The sequence below is a fragment of the Mycobacterium hippophais genome (assembly GCF_027529605.1).
Classification (GTDB): domain Bacteria; phylum Actinomycetota; class Actinomycetes; order Mycobacteriales; family Mycobacteriaceae; genus Mycobacterium; species Mycobacterium arseniciresistens.
This window is the reverse complement of record NZ_JAPZPY010000001.1, coordinates 588,048-602,479: the sequence shown is the minus strand read 5'-3', so window position 1 is coordinate 602,479 and position 14,432 is coordinate 588,048. Positions and strand designations below refer to the sequence as shown.

The 14,432-nt window shown below is 69.5% G+C and carries 14 protein-coding genes; 7 read left to right on the top strand and 7 right to left on the bottom strand.

Annotated elements, in window-relative coordinates; genetic code table 11:
* Positions 1-15 precede the first annotated feature (15 nt).
* Together O6P37_RS02900 and O6P37_RS02895 are read left to right on the top strand one after the other, a co-directional pair.
* Entirely contained in the window at positions 16-786 is a 771-nt protein-coding gene (locus O6P37_RS02900; protein ID WP_269892638.1) for a response regulator transcription factor, read from the top strand.
* Complete coding sequence (locus O6P37_RS02895; protein ID WP_269892637.1) at positions 783-2,291, top strand: sensor histidine kinase; 1,509 nt, start codon at positions 783-785, stop codon at positions 2,289-2,291. The genes O6P37_RS02900 and O6P37_RS02895 overlap by 4 nt, the downstream gene beginning before the upstream one ends.
* Before the next feature lie 66 nt (positions 2,292-2,357).
* Here O6P37_RS02895 and O6P37_RS02890 read toward each other — a convergent pair whose 3' ends face one another.
* The 3 genes from O6P37_RS02890 to O6P37_RS02880 all read right to left on the bottom strand — a co-directional run bounded on the left by O6P37_RS02890 (position 2,358) and on the right by O6P37_RS02880 (position 4,741).
* A complete protein-coding gene (locus tag O6P37_RS02890; RefSeq protein ID WP_269892636.1) occupies positions 2,358-2,651 on the bottom strand; it encodes a hypothetical protein in 294 nt (97 codons plus the stop codon).
* A 117-nt stretch (positions 2,652-2,768) separates the two neighbouring features.
* Positions 2,769-3,530, bottom strand: coding sequence for an SDR family NAD(P)-dependent oxidoreductase (locus O6P37_RS02885; RefSeq protein WP_269892635.1), 762 nt, complete (start codon positions 3,528-3,530; stop codon positions 2,769-2,771).
* Positions 3,531-3,535: 5 nt separating this feature from the next.
* The gene (locus tag O6P37_RS02880) at positions 3,536-4,741 is read right to left on the bottom strand and encodes an MFS transporter (protein ID WP_269892634.1); all 1,206 of its coding nucleotides are present in this window, start codon (positions 4,739-4,741) and stop codon (positions 3,536-3,538) included.
* 85 nt (positions 4,742-4,826) lie between these two features.
* Here O6P37_RS02880 and O6P37_RS02875 point away from each other — a divergent pair, with 85 nt between their 5' ends.
* The 3 genes from O6P37_RS02875 to O6P37_RS02865 all read left to right on the top strand — a co-directional run bounded on the left by O6P37_RS02875 (position 4,827) and on the right by O6P37_RS02865 (position 7,660).
* On the top strand, positions 4,827-6,011 hold the full coding sequence (locus O6P37_RS02875) for an ROK family transcriptional regulator (protein ID WP_269892633.1): 1,185 nt from the start codon (positions 4,827-4,829) through the stop codon (positions 6,009-6,011).
* Positions 6,012-6,150: 139 nt separating this feature from the next.
* Positions 6,151-7,146: a helix-turn-helix transcriptional regulator gene (locus O6P37_RS02870; RefSeq protein ID WP_269892632.1), complete on the top strand. Its 996-nt coding sequence runs from the start codon at positions 6,151-6,153 to the stop codon at positions 7,144-7,146.
* Positions 7,147-7,270: 124 nt separating this feature from the next.
* The gene (locus O6P37_RS02865) at positions 7,271-7,660 is read left to right on the top strand and encodes a hypothetical protein (protein ID WP_269892631.1); all 390 of its coding nucleotides are present in this window, start codon (positions 7,271-7,273) and stop codon (positions 7,658-7,660) included.
* Between the two features lie 10 nt (positions 7,661-7,670).
* Here O6P37_RS02865 and O6P37_RS02860 read toward each other — a convergent pair whose 3' ends face one another.
* From O6P37_RS02860 to O6P37_RS02845, 4 genes are read right to left on the bottom strand one after another with little or no spacing between them, the layout of a single operon-like run.
* Entirely contained in the window at positions 7,671-9,548 is a 1,878-nt protein-coding gene (locus O6P37_RS02860; protein WP_269892630.1) for a CheR family methyltransferase, read from the bottom strand.
* 24 nt (positions 9,549-9,572) lie between these two features.
* The gene (locus O6P37_RS02855) at positions 9,573-10,328 is read right to left on the bottom strand and encodes an STAS domain-containing protein (RefSeq protein ID WP_269892629.1); all 756 of its coding nucleotides are present in this window, start codon (positions 10,326-10,328) and stop codon (positions 9,573-9,575) included.
* Complete coding sequence (locus O6P37_RS02850; protein WP_269892628.1) at positions 10,318-11,340, bottom strand: chemotaxis protein CheB; 1,023 nt, start codon at positions 11,338-11,340, stop codon at positions 10,318-10,320. The genes O6P37_RS02855 and O6P37_RS02850 overlap by 11 nt, the downstream gene beginning before the upstream one ends.
* 38 nt (positions 11,341-11,378) lie before the next feature.
* On the bottom strand, positions 11,379-12,245 hold the full coding sequence (locus O6P37_RS02845; RefSeq protein WP_269892627.1) for a TIGR03619 family F420-dependent LLM class oxidoreductase: 867 nt from the start codon (positions 12,243-12,245) through the stop codon (positions 11,379-11,381).
* Positions 12,246-12,334: 89 nt separating this feature from the next.
* On the opposite strand from O6P37_RS02845, the gene O6P37_RS02840 reads away from it, so the two are divergent.
* Positions 12,335-12,604: a DUF4235 domain-containing protein gene (locus O6P37_RS02840; protein WP_264010719.1), complete on the top strand. Its 270-nt coding sequence runs from the start codon at positions 12,335-12,337 to the stop codon at positions 12,602-12,604.
* Positions 12,605-12,636: 32 nt separating this feature from the next.
* Entirely contained in the window at positions 12,637-14,424 is a 1,788-nt protein-coding gene (locus O6P37_RS02835; RefSeq protein ID WP_269892626.1) for a thiamine pyrophosphate-requiring protein, read from the top strand.
* Positions 14,425-14,432 lie beyond the last annotated feature (8 nt).

Genomic DNA, 14,432 nt, shown 5'->3' with positions numbered 1-14,432 from the left:
CGCGAGAATGGTCGGATGACGTCTGTGCCGACCGACAGTGGTACCGGTCCACGCCGGCCCGTCCTCGGCCAGCTGCCGAAGATGTGCCGGCCCGACGGGTCACCCATCCGCGTCCTGCTGGTCGACGACGAACGTGCGCTGACGAATCTGGTGCGGATGGCGCTGCAGTACGAGGGCTGGGCCATCGAGGTCGCCCACGACGCCGGCGAGGCGGTGGCCAAGTACCGAGAGCACAGTCCGGACATCCTGGTTCTCGACATCATGCTGCCGGACACGGACGGCTTCGGCGTGCTGCAGCAGATCCGGTCGTCGGGCACCTACACGCCGATCCTCTTCCTCACCGCACGGGACTCGGTGCGCGACAGGGTGACCGGGCTGACGGCCGGCGGCGACGACTACATGACCAAGCCGTTCAGCCTCGAGGAGCTGGTCGCCCGGCTGCGGGGGCTGTTGCGGCGCAACGCCTACCTCACCCCGGATTCGGAAGAGCACCTGACCGTCGGCGATCTCGAGCTCGTCGGCACCAGCCGGGAGGTGTACCGGGCCGGCGTTCCCATCCCGCTGACGTCGACCGAGTTCGAGCTGCTGCGCTACCTGATGCAGCATCCCCGGAAGGCACTGACCCGCAACGAGATCCTCCGCCGGGTGTGGGACTACGACTTCGGCGGCAAGTCGAGCGTCGTCGACCTCTACGTGTCGTACCTGCGCAAGAAGATCGACTCCGGACGGGACCCGATGATCCACACCGTGCGTGGGGTCGGCTATCTGCTGCGGCCCGCAGAATGACACGTATCTGGCGGAGCTGGACCCTGCTGCGGCAACTCGTCGTCGGCGTCTCGCTGGTGGTGATGATCGCGGTGGCGACGATCGGGACGATGTCGGTGCTGACGCTGCGGGCCTCGGTGCTCGGGATCATCGACGGCCAGTTGTCCGGCGCCGCCGACAATTTCAGCAACGGCGTGACCAAGTACCGCAGCACGCCGCTGCCGACGACGGGTGAGCTGCCGCCGCCGGGCACCACGAAGCCGCTGGCGAACTTCGTCGGCCAGGCTCCCGGGAACGTCATCGCGCTGATCCGCGGCGGCGAGGTCGTCGACTCGGCGTACTTCGTCGACGGCGAGGCGCGTCCGGTTCCCGCCGACGCCGTGGAGGCGGTCGCCGACACGGCGCCCGACGGCGCCGAGCCGCGCAGCGTCGAACTGCCGGGCCTTGGCTGGTACCGGATGGCCAGCCGCCCCGGTGACGGCGGCGAGATCCTCGTGACCGGCGTGTCACGCACTCCGGCGTGGGAGGCGATGATCCGCGAGACGGCGATCGTCACCGTCCTCACCGTGCTCGCCCTGCTGGTCACGGCGGGTAGCACGGTCGCCATCGTCCGCTTCGCCCTGCGCCCGCTGCGCCGTGTCGCGGCGACCGCCGCCGAGGTGGCCCTGCTTCCCCTCGACCGGGACAACTACGCGATCACCCCGCGGGTGCCTGCCGGTGACACCGACCCGCGCACGGAGGTCGGCCTCGTCGGCGACACCTTGAACCGGCTGCTCGACCACGTCGAGCGGGCGCTCGGCGACGTGGCCGCCTCGGACCGGCGGATGCGGCAGTTCATCACCGACGCCAGCCACGAACTGCGCACCCCACTGGCGGCGATCCAGGGCTATGCCGAGCTCACCCGGCAGGACAGTGCGGTGCTGCCCGAGACGACGGAGTACTCGCTGGCCCGCATCGAGGCCGAGGCGCTTCGGATGAACGCACTCGTGGCCGACCTGCTGCTGCTGGCCCGCCTCGACGAGGGGCACGACCTCGACCGCACCGACGTCGACCTCGCCGACGTGGTGGTCGACGCCGTCAACGACGCCGCGGTGTCCGCGCCGACGCACCGCTGGGTGACCGACGTCGAGGGTCCCGTCGTCGTGCGCGGAGACCGCGCGCGACTGCACCAGTCGGTGGCCAACCTGCTGGCCAATGCGCGGGTGCACACCCCTGCCGGCACCACGGTCACCGCCGGCCTCGCGGTCGGCCGGGACGGTGACGGGTCCGGGCACGTCGAGCTCACCGTCTCCGACGACGGGCCGGGCATCCCGGCCGACCTGCTGCCGCACCTGTTCGAGCGGTTCGTCCGGGCGGACAAGTCGCGCTCCCGGGAGGCCGGCAGCTTCGGCCTCGGCCTGTCCATCACCGCGTCGATCATCGAAGCGCACGACGGCTCGATCACGGCGGAGTCCGGCGGCGGCACGACCACATTCCGCATTCGATTGCCGGTGCTGGTACCGGCGCAGGAATTGAAGCCCGTATAGAAAAAGAAATGCGAATTCATGGCACGGGAGTCCGTGCCATGAATTCGCATCGGTGCGCCGGCGAATTCAGCAGCTCGCGTTCACCACCACCGTCACCGCCATGTTCCGGTCATCCGAGGGCGATCCGACGTTGGGGCCGATGGGAGTCGGTCCCCTGCGCACGGAGTCGACGGTGCACTGGGACAGCGGAGCGGTGCCACTGCGGTTGACCTGGACGCGATACCCACTGCTGCGCAGCGTGTCCACGGTCTGCTCGGCGTCCGACCACCCGGTCGGAGCGGCGGTGGCGGTCGCGGTGAGCGCCAGCGTCATCGAGGCCATGGCGCCCGCGGTGATCGTGGCGACGGCGAATTTGTTCATTTCTCTGTTCCTCCGACTGATTGGTTGGAAAAGCTCCTGAAACCAATCTATGGAGGCGCGAGAGAATAACCCAGCAGCTCATAGGAAACGCATAAAAAATGGCTACCGGGGTGAAAATCAGGTGATGGTGACGCCGCCGTCGACGACGATCGTCTGCCCGGTCACGTACCCGCCTGCGGGCGAGGCGAGCCACACCAGCGTCGCGGCGAGTTCCGCCGGGTCCCCGACGCGCCCGAGGGCGGCCCGCTCGATGACGCTCTCGAGGTAGCCCGGCTTGTACTGGTCGGTCATCTCGGACTTGAAGAAGCCGGGCGCGATCGCGTTGACGCGGATGCCCTTGCGAACGCCCCACTGCTGAGCCAGGTCGCGGGTGAGCCCGGAGATCGCGGCCTTGCTCGCGCTGTAGGCCGCCTGCGGGAGTCCCGCGGTGGTGATGCCCAGGATGCTCGAGATGTTGATCACCGAACTGCCCGGCTGCATCACCCGTCCGCACGCCTGCGCCGCCCAGTAGGAGCCGTTGAGGTTGATGTCCACCACCGCGCGGAACTCGTCGGGGGTCTCGCGGGTGGCGGGCACCGCGGTGCCGACACCGGCGTTGTTCACCAGCACGTCGACGCGCCCGAACTCGGTCATCGCGGCGTCGACCATCGCCTGGCACTGTTCGGGGTCGACCACGTCGGTGGCGACGGTGAGTGCACGGCGGCCGGTGCCGCGCACCAGTTCGGCGGTGTCGGCCAGCTTCTCGACCCGGCGGGCGGCGAGCACCACGTCGGCGCCTGCCTCGGCGCACGCCCGGGCGAACGACACCCCGAGGCCGGACGAGGCACCGGTGACGATGACGACCTTGTCGTCCAGGCGGAATGCGTCGAGTACGGACATGGGGGTCATTTGATCAAATGTCGCCCCAGCGCCACCGAGAGGGTCAGCACGACGAGGCCGGCGACGGCCATCGCGGCGCCTGCGGCGGCGGGCGCGGTGTAGCCGTAGCCGCCGGCGATCACCAGGCCGCCGACCCAGGCGCCGGTGGCGTTGGCGATGTTCAGCGCGGAGTGGTTCAGCGCGGCGGCAAGGCTCTGCGCGCCGTGGGCGACGTCCATCAGCCGGGTCTGCAGTGCCGGGGCGACCGCGGACCCCGCGGCGCCGACCGCGAACAACCCGATCAGCGCGGTGACGGGGTGGTGGGCGGCCGCGACGAACAGCGCCAGCACCACGGCGAGCGTCCCGATCGAGGCATAGAGCGCGCGGATCACCGACCGGTCGGCGGCCCAGCCGCCGACGAAGTTGCCGACCACCATGCCGAGTCCGAACATCATCAGCGCCAGCGGGACGAGTCCGCGGGACAGGCCGGCGACGTCGGTCATGGTGGTGGCGACGTAGGTGTAGACGGCGAACATGCCGCCGAAGCCGACCATGCCGATGAGCAGGGCGAGCCAGACCTGAACCCGGCGCAGCGCGCCGAGTTCGGTCATCGGACTGGTGGCGTGCATCGACCGCAGTGTGGGCAGCCAGAACCACAGCGCCGTCACGGTCAGCGCGCCGATGCCGACGACGAGGGCGAAGGCGGCCCGCCAGCCGAGCCACTGGCCCAGCCAGGACGCCATCGGCACACCAAGCACGGTGGCCAGGGTCAGGCCGGTCATCACGTGCGCGACCGCCTTGGCACGGTTCTTCGGTCCCATCAGGTGGGCGGCGACCAGCGCGGCAATGCCGAAGAACGCCCCGTGCGGCAGGCCCGCGACGAAGCGGGCCGCCATCAGCGTTCCGTAGGTGGGGGCGACGACGGTGATGAGATTGCCGACCGTGAACACCGTCATCAGGCCGAGCAGCAGCGTCCTGCGGTTCATCCGCGCGGTGAGCGCGGTGATCAGTGGTGCGCCGACCACGACGCCCAGTGCGTAGGCGGAGATGACGTGACCGGCGGTGGGTTCAGTGATGCCCAGGCTCGACGCCATGTCGGGCAGCAGGCCCATCGCGACGAACTCGGTGGTGCCGATGCCGAACCCGCCGAGCGCCAGGGCGAACACCGCGAGCCACCGCACGGCCGGCGCGGGCGCGACGACCGACAAAGGTCGATCCAGGGAAACCGTCATGTGGCCACGGTAACGAGACTTCTGCCCACTGGCCAATCGAATTAGGCACTTGAAAGACAAAAGTGGCCGAGGTTACGCTGCAACTGTGCCTGCACTGCGACTCTCACCGGCATCCACCGGCGAGCTGTACGACCTGATCCGGACGCGGCGCGACGTCACGCGCGGCGAACTCGGTCAGCTGACCGGGCTCTCCCGGACGGCGGTGTCGGCCAGGGTGGCCGCCCTCGCTGCGCACGGCCTGGTCGACGAGCGCGAGCAGGCGCCCTCGACCGGTGGCCGCCCCGCCTCGTTCGTCTCGTTCAACGCCGACGCGGGCGTGGTGCTGTCGGCCGCGGTCGGGCGCAGCCGGGTCCGCCTTGCGGTGTGCGACCTGGCGGGCGACATGCTGGCCGTCGGCGACATCGACCAGGAGCCCGGCTGCCGGCCTGACGACCTGATGCCACTGGTCACCGCGCGCCTCGACGCGCTGTTGCGCGAGGCCGGGCGGCGCCACGACGCGGTCTTCGGCGTCGGGTTGAGCCTGCCCGGCAGCATCGACGGCACCCGCGGCGCCAGCCTGGACTCGCCGATCATGACCGGGTGGGACGGCATTCCGCTTGCCCCCTACTTCCGTGACCTCACGGCCGCGCCCGTGGTGATCGACAACGACGCCAACGCCATCGCGCTCGCCGAACGCCGCGGCGAGGGCCCGCCGATCGACGACCTGCTGGTGGTCAAGGCGTCGACCGGGCTGGGCGCTGGCATCATCGCCGGCGGTGCGCTGTTGCGGGGCGCGGCGCACGCGGCGGGAGAGTTCGGGCACAACAAGACAGCCGCAGCCGCGGGTGCGCCGTGCCGCTGCGGCGACACCGGGTGCCTCGAGGCGATTGCCGGCGGCTGGGCTCTGGTCGCAGCCATGCGGGCGCAGGGCCGCGACGTCGGGCACCTGCGTGACGTGGTGGACCTGGCGAACGCGGGCGACGCCGAGGCACGCAGGCTGATCCGCGACAGCGGCCGCCACGTCGGAGAGGTGCTGGCCGGCGCGGTGAATCTGCTCAACCCGGCGGTGCTGGTGGTGGCCGGCGACATGGTCGGCGCGTACGACATCTTCGTCGCCGGGATGCGGGCGACCCTGTACGGCAACGCGACAGCGCTGGCGACCCGGACGCTGCAGGTGGTGCCCTCGACCCACGGTGACCGGGCCGGCGTGATCGGCAGCGCCGCCATGGTGCTCGACCGGGTGCTCAGCCCGTCGGCGATCGATGCCCTGGTATCTCGACCGGCAGGTTAGACCACCTCAACGGCGGCTTGGAGAAGTCTGACAAACCTGTGACATGCGGGCCGGGATCGCCGGTACCGGCTAAGGTGGAGCGCAGTCCCGGGGGTTCAGCACACAAGCTCCGAACTGCGTCACCCCCGCCGAGGTGATCATGATTGACAAGCACACGAACATGCACAGCCGGCCGACGCGATCCAGTGTCGAGCTGAGCGATCCCCACGAGGTCGGGCCCTATCTCGACGCGGCCTATCAGGCGCGGATGCGCCTGCATCGCACGACAGAACACTTGGTCGAGGCGCCGCTGCTCCGTCACGGGCGAACCGACGCCGGATCGTTCGTCATCGACGAGATGCGGATGCCGGGCACGGTGGAGGCCACGCCCGACGCCCTGAATCGGGTGATGGCGGTATGGCCCAGCGCCGGGCGGGTGTCCGGCCACTGCGGCGGGATCGACGGCGCAGCCGCTGCCGGTGACGTCGCACTCATGTCTCAGCCCGCTCTGCCGTACGAGGCGCTGTCGGAGGACCTGACCGCGACGGTGCTGCTGCTGGATCCCGCCCTCGTCGTCGGCGCGGCACACGGCAAGCTCGACGCCGTCCGGTCCGGGTCGCTGCGCTTCGAGCGGTTCACGCCGGTCAGCGCGGCCGCCGCCAGGATGTGGCGCGACACGGTCACCTATGTGCGGGACTGCGTGCTGGCCGACGACACGAAGGCGACGCCCCTGGTGTTGGGGCATGCCGGCCGACTGCTCGGCGCGGTGACGCTGTCGGCCTTCCCGGGCGTCGTGCCGGACGACTCGGCGGCGCACGACCGGACCGATGCCACGCCAGTCTTGCTGCGTCGTGCCATCGCCTACATCGAGGAGAACGCCACCAACGACATCGCGCTCAACGACATCGCGTTGGCCGTGCACGTCTCGCCGCGGGCGGTGCAGTACATGTTCCGCCGCCACCTGGAGACGACGCCGCTGCAGTACCTGCGGAGGACCCGCCTGGCTCGGGCTCATCGGGACCTGATCGCAGCCGACCGCAAATGCGACACCGTGACCGCGATCGCCGCGAAGTGGGGCTTCGCCCACACCGGCCGATTCGCCGTGATGTACCGCGAGGCATACGGCCGCAGCCCGCACGCCACCCTGCGCGACTGACACATCCGCCGATGGGGGCACCCGTTCGGCGTACCGTTGGGCGAACCATCAACGGAACGGATCGCCGTGTCGGCGAAACCCAGGGATCAGTCGTGCAGCACGTCGAGAACATGAGCCCGGGCGCATGACGCCCGAGCCCGACGCCGAGTCGCCGATCGCCCGCGGACAGGCCGCTGCTGCCCGTGCAGACGAATTACGCAGGCGCAGTGACCAACTCGCGCACGGCGCCACGTCCACCGAGAAGACCGTCGAGCAGGCCCGGCAGCGCGCCCAACAGGCCCTCGAGCGGGCCGTCGCAGCGCACAAGGCGTCCGCGGGCAGACACGCGGAGGCGGGGCAGTCACATCGCCGTGCGGCGGCAGCGCACGAGCAGGCGGCAGTGTCCGCCGGTGACGCTGATGCCGGCGGCCATCAGGACGCGGCGGCGCGCCACCGGGACTCCGCTGAGTACCACGACGCGGCGGCCGCCGAACAGACGAAACTCGAGGCCGAGGACTCCGACAGGCTGCGTTAGTCGTCCGGGCCTAGCCCTGCGCCTCCATCAGCAGCAGCGCGCCGCTGATCGCACCGTTTTCTACGAAAGAACGGCAGGTCACTCGCAGCGAGACCGTGCGACCGCGTCGGTTCATCGCTTCGACGACGGTCTCCTCGCTGGCGTCGGCGTCCACGAACGCCTTACCGATCAGGGGTTTCACCTCGGTCATCGGCAAGCCGGAGTCCAGGCCGCCGAGCGGGGCTCCGATGGCCTCATCCGACCGGATGCCCCAGAGGTCCTCGCAGCCGCGATTCCACACGACGACCCGCATCTCCCGGTCCACCACGAGGACGCCGAGGTGGATCGAGGTGAGCAGGGACCCGAGGAAGGTCCGCGCCTCGTCGAGTTCGATACCGCGTTCCCGCAGCGCGTCGTTGATGGTGTGGAGTTCGTCGTTGGTGGACTGCAACTCCTCGTTCATCGTCTCGAGCTCTTCGTTGGTGGACTGCAGCTCCTCGTTGGTGGTCTCGAGTTCCTCGATGGTGGATTGCAGTTCCTCGTTGGTGGTCTCGAGTTCCTCGTTGGTGGACTGCAGCTCTTCGTAGGCGGACTCGAGTTGCCGGCTGCCCTCGGTGACCTTGTCCAGCAGCCCGCGTGTGGTGGTGACGTCGAAGAAGGCGATGGACACCCCGACGGCTTTGTTGTCGGTATCGATCAGCGGATTGACGTGCACCTCGTACCAGGTGGTGGCGGATCCGGCGCGCTGCCACTGGACGTCCTGGATGATGGCCGACCGGCGTTCCGCCTTGGCCTGCTCCAGGTAGTTCCGCAGCTCGATCGGCCGGTAGGACACCTCGAGGTCGCGCAGCAGTCGGCCGACGTCGCGCAGCGATAGACCGAAGATCCGCTCGGCCTGCTCGTTGATCATCGCGACGGTGTCATCCCCGGTCACCACGATCTGCGGAATGGGACCAGTGCGAAAAGCCATATCGCGCAACGGGTCGAGACCGGACAGGTCGCCGTGGCGGGCCTGTGGCCTGTCCAGGTTGTGCCTCTCCATATTGGTGTGGGAGCCGGGCGCCTTGCGGAAGACCCGGCTGTCCATGTCCATCGCGGTGAATCGGTCGGTGTGGCTCAACAGCATCTCGGCGTGCCCGAGGAAGATCACACCCTGGGGCGCCAGGGCGAAGTGCAGCCGGTCGAGCACGGACCTCTGCGTCTCGGCGTTGAGGTACATCAGCGTATTCCGGCAGCTGAGCAGGTCGACACGGGAGATCGGCGCGTCCCTGACCAGATCGTTGCGTCCGAAGATGACCCCGCGACGGAGATCCTTGCGGAAGCCGAACCGGCCGTTGCCGGCCTCGAAATACTTGTCGCGCAACTCCTTCGGCACCGCCTCGAGGCTCTTCTCGGAGTAGTGTCCGGCACGCGCCGCAGCGAGGGCGTTCTCGTCGACGTCGGTCGCATAGATCTTCACCCGCCGCCGGAATGCCTCAGGTCCGACGGCTTCGGCCAGCAGGATGGCCATGCTGTAGGCCTCTTCACCCGACGCGCACCCCGCGCTCCAAACACGGATGGGATCGTTGGGTCCCCGGTCGGCGAGCAGTGTGGGAATCACGTGATCGCGGACGAAATCCCAGGCCGGGGGGTCGCGGAAGAAGGCGGTGACGTTGATCAGGATGGTGTTGAACAGCGCCGAGAACTCGTCGGCGCTGGCCTGCAGCACGTCGAGGTACTCCTCGAACGTCTGGTAGCCGGCCTGGTCCATCCGGTGCCGCACCCGCCGCACCAGCGACGTCCGTTTGTAGCCGGTGAAATCGAAGCCCCGCGAATCGCGCAGGAATCTCAGCAGGGCCTCGAATGCCTCGTCTGGTTCGCCGTTAAAGGTTCTGTCCCCGCTGTCCGATTCGTGCCGTGCGCCGACCATACGCCGCGCACCGACCGCTACGCGCTACAACCGGTTCTCCGAGCCCACCACCGCCCACACCGTCTTGCCCGTCGGCGTCGGTGCCGTTCCCCACATCCGGGACAGGGCGGCAACCACCTGGAGGCCGGACGGGCCGGGGTCGGCCGCGGGATCCTCACGGAGGCCGGGCGGCGTGTGGCTGGCGTCGGCCACCGCCACGGTCACCGCGGTACCGTCGGTCTCCACCCGCAGGTCCGCCGGGCTGCAGGTATGGGCGAGCACGTTCTCGATGAGGACCGTGACCACCACTTTGGCGACCGGCACCAGATCCTGGTGCGACCAGGCGGTCAGCCACAGGCCCACCAGATCACGTGCCCGGCGAAGGCTCAGCGGCTCGGCAGGGAGTTCGGTCCGGGCGCGACGCCGGTACGGTCTGGTGGGCGCGGACAGGGCGGCAAGGGCAGCGCCGATGGTCGGGTGCACCGGGACGTAACGAGTCACGCCATTGTGCGCGAGCATGTCCCGGCAGGCGGCGTCCGCACAGACCAGTACGACCGGCACCTCCGGCCAGCGTTGCACGTGCCACTGGGCGCTGGTGAACACCGCGAGCGCGGACTGGGCCGGCACCTCCAGATGCGCGATGTCCACGATCACCGCGCGCGGTTCGTCCAGAGCGGCCTTGATGATGCTGTCCCGCAGTGGGAGATACGTTCTGGTGTCCAGCACGCCGTCGGGGGTGAGCACCGTCGCCTCGGCCACCGAAGCGGTGGCCACGGCGATCCGCCCTGGGTCAGCGGTCATCCTGCCCACCCGCCGACGGGGTCACAGCCGCGAGTCGTTGCCCCAGCACCGTCGCCGCGTGCTCGGCCTCGTCGGCCACCTGGGTGTAGCGCTGACCCAGTAGGCCGGGACCGACGTTGTCGGCCAGCTTTCGCGCCATTCGCGCCTTCTCCTGCAGGCTGCGAAGGGCGATCCACAGTGCGTTGTCGATCTCGTCGTCGCGCGCCGCGAGCAGCGTCTCGGCCGACCACGCGTGGCCGACGCGGCAGCGGAAGCCGGTCTCGCTCACTGTCATCAGTGACCCGTTGCAGTCCGGGCAGGTGTAGCCCGACGGCGGGCCGAGGGCCTCGGAGTCGATGGACATGTCGAACCTGCTGCCCATCGCGATGCGGTTCTCGAGTTCCATGCCGATGTCTGGTTCCATCTCGCGTTCCTCGGTCTCTCGGTCGACCAGCGTGGTCAGCAGTGCGCCGATGTCGGCGGCCGACGCCTGGTGATGCACGACCCCGGCGTTCAGGGCGTTGCGCGGCATCGCCGGGAACGCCGCGTCGTCGGGATCTTGGACGACGGTGGTCCCACCCCGGGAACGGATCGCGCCCAGCCCCAGCACGCCGTCGTCGAGCACACCCGACATCTGCACCCCGAAGGCCTGCGGCCCGAACGCCAGGGCGACCGAGCGGAACAGGGCGTTGATCGCCGGGCGATGGCCGTTCTCGGTCGGGCCCTCCGAGAGCCGCACGTGGTGGCCGACGACGAGGAGGTGGCGGCCGGGGACGGCGACGGTGATCTGGCCGGGCTGCAGGTGTGCGCCGTCGGTTGCCGCGACGGCGGGAAGCGGTCCGGCGCGGTCGATGATCCGGGGCAGCACGCTGGGTGAGGTCGGAGGAAGGTGCAGCGCCATCACAACCGCGTACGGCAGGTCGGCGCGGAGTCCGGCGGCCAGCGTGCTCAGCGCCTCCACTCCGCCTGCGGACGCGCCGACGGCCACCACGCCCCGAAGGGCGCCGTTGTGCTGCTCGTCCGTACCGGCCATCTATGAGCGGTTACCCAGACGGCGGCATCGCAACCGGATCAGAGCTTGGCGATCACGTTCTCGGCGAACCACTCCAGATTGCGGATCTTGGCGTCGAGCGGCTCGGTGTCGGGTCCCTTGATGTAGGGGATGCGGAATCCGACGATGACGTCGGTGACGCCCTTGTCCTCGAGGCGCTTGACGCCGTCGGCGCTGAACCCGTCGATGGAGATGACGTGGATCTGGAACGGGCCGTCCCGGCCCTCCTCTTCGCGCAGCTGCTGGATGCGCTTGATCAGCGTGTCGAGTTCCTCGGGGTCGCCGCCACCGTGCATCCAGCCGTCGTTGCGGGCCGCGCGCTTGAGCGCCGCCTCGGCGTGCCCGCCGATCAGGATCGGGATCGGCTCACTCGGCGCGGGCGTCATCTTGGTCTTGGGGATGTCGTAGAACTCGCCGTGGTACTCGAAGTACTCGCCGGTGGTGAGGCCGCGGATGACGTCGATGCACTCGTCCATCCGCTTGCCGCGGCGGGCGAACGGAACCCCCATGATCTCGTAGTCCTCCTTCCACGGGCTGGTGCCGACGCCAAGGCCGAGCCGGTTGCCGAACAGCGCGGCCAGCGAGCCGGCCTGCTTGGCCACCAGGGCGGGCGGGCGGATCGGCAGCTTCAGCACGAAGATGTTGAAGTGCAACCGCGTGGTCACCGCGGACAGCGCACCGATCAGCGCGAAGGACTCGATGAAGGCCTTGCCGTCGAGGAACGTGCGGTCGCCGTCGGGGGTGTAGGGATACGTCGAGTCCGACTCGTACGGGTAGGCGATGCTGTCCGGGATGGTCATGGCGTGGTAGCCGGCCTCGTCGGCCGCCTTCGCCAACGGGATGTAGAACGTCGGGTCGGTCATGGCCTCGGCGTAGGTGAACCGCACGTCGTCTCCTCGTTGTCGGGTGTCCCCCGAATACTAGAACGTGTTCTAGTTCGAGGTTTGGCTTTGGCCCACCCGGGAACATCGTCAGCGTGAGCGCCGCCAAAACCATGTACAAGCCGTTAGCCCTCGCCAGCAGCATCGTCGGAGGCCTGCTGGCCGGGAAGATCTTCACCGAGATCTGGCAGCGGGCCAACCCGTCCGGCCAGGAGCCGCCGGAGCCGATGGATCTGCAGAGCTCCGCGAAGGAGATCTTCATCGCCGCAGCCGTGCAGGGCATGATCGTCGGTCTGGTCCGCGCGTCGCTGGCCCGCGCCCAGGCCAAGGGCTTTCACGCGCTGACGAACGAGAATCCCAGCTGACCCGCGTGCACACTCCGGGGTAAGCGCACGGCATGGCATCGGAGCAGACAGTCGCTGACGCGCTCGTGGCGCGACTGCGGGACTGGGACATCACCCGCGTGTTCGGTTACGCCGGTGACGGCATCAACACCCTGCTCGGCGCGCTGCAGCGCTCGGGTGCGCCGGAGTTCATCGCCACCCGGCACGAGGAGTTGGCGGCGTTCATGGCGTGCGGACACGCCAAGTACACCGGTCACGTCGGCGTCTGCACGGCCACCCAGGGACCGGGCGCCATCCATCTGCTGGCCGGCCTCTACGACGCCAAGCTCGACCGCAGGCCGGTGGTGGCGATCGTCGGGCAGGTGGTCAGCACCGCGCTCGGCAGCGGCTACCTGCAGGAGGTGGATCTGCACGCGCTGTTCAAGGACGTCTGCGCGCAGTACGTGCAGACGGTGTTCGCACCCGAGCAAGCGTTGATGGCCCTGGACAACGCGATGCGCACCGCGCTGGCGACCTCGACGCCGACATGCCTCATCATCCCGCACGACGTGCAGCAGGCGAAGATGCCCGAGCAGCTCGAACACAGCCACGGTGTGGTGCCGTCGGCCGCCGTCGCGGCCAGGCCGCAGGTGCGCGCACCCGAAGAACAGCTGCGCGCCGCCGCGGACGTGCTCAACGCGGGGGAGCGGGTCGCCCTGCTGGTGGGCCGGGGCGGCGCGGGCGCGGTCGACGAGATCGCCGCGGTCACCGACATTCTCGGCGCGGGCGTCACCGTCTCGCTGCTCGGCAAGCCGGTGCTCGACGAGTCGGCGCCCTGGCACACCGGCGTGATGGGCCACCTGGGCACCACCGCCAGCGCGCATTTGATGGCCGAGTGCGACACCCTGCTGATCGTCGGCTGCAACGACCCGTGGACGGAATTCTACCCCGCACCCGGGCAGGCCCGCGCGGTGCAGATCGACGTCGAGGCGCGCGTCGTCGGCGCCAAGTACCCGGTCGAAGCGCCGGTGATCGGCGATGCGGCACATGCCCTTTCGGCACTGCTACCCATGCTCACCCGCAACGACGCCCGCGAATGGCAGCGCCGCGTGAACGACTGGGTGCGGCACTGGGACCAGCTGGCGTCCGACCGCCGCGATGTGGTGGGAACCGGCGCCAACCCCGAGGCCGTCGTCGGGGCGCTGACGGAGTTGCTGCCCGACAACGCGCGGGTGGCCGTCGACGTCGGATCGTCGACGTACTGGTACGCCAGGCATCTGCGGCTGCCCCGCGGTGTGCCCGCCCATGTGTCGAGTTACCTGGCGTCGATGGGATGCGCACTGCCCTACGGCATCGCCGCGAAACTCGATGCGCCCGACCGGCCCGTCGTCGCCCTGGTCGGTGACGGTGCGATGCAGATGAACGGACTGCTCGAACTCATCACGCTCGCCGACCGGTGGCGGCAGTGGCCCGACCCGCGATTCGTCGTGCTGGTGCTGCACAACCGCGACCTGACCGAGGTGTCATGGGAGCAGCGCGAGATGGAGGGCAACCCCAGATTCCCAGCATCTCAGAAGGTTCCGGAATTCCCCTACGCTGCGTACGCCGAGCTACTCGGACTGGGGAGCGCCCGCATCACCGAATCCGGCCAGGCCGCAGAGGCCTGGGAGCGGGCGCTGAGCGCCGACCGACCGTTCGTCATCGAGGCGATGGTCGACGCCGCGACGCCGCTGCTGCCACCGCTGATGCCCGACGAGAAAGCGGAGAAGGTGGTCGATGCGCTGAGCCGCGAGGACGGGGACAGCCCCGCCGAGGACCGGGTCGGCGCACAGGTGAGCGCCGAGCGCAGCGGGCCGTCATAGCCCGCCGC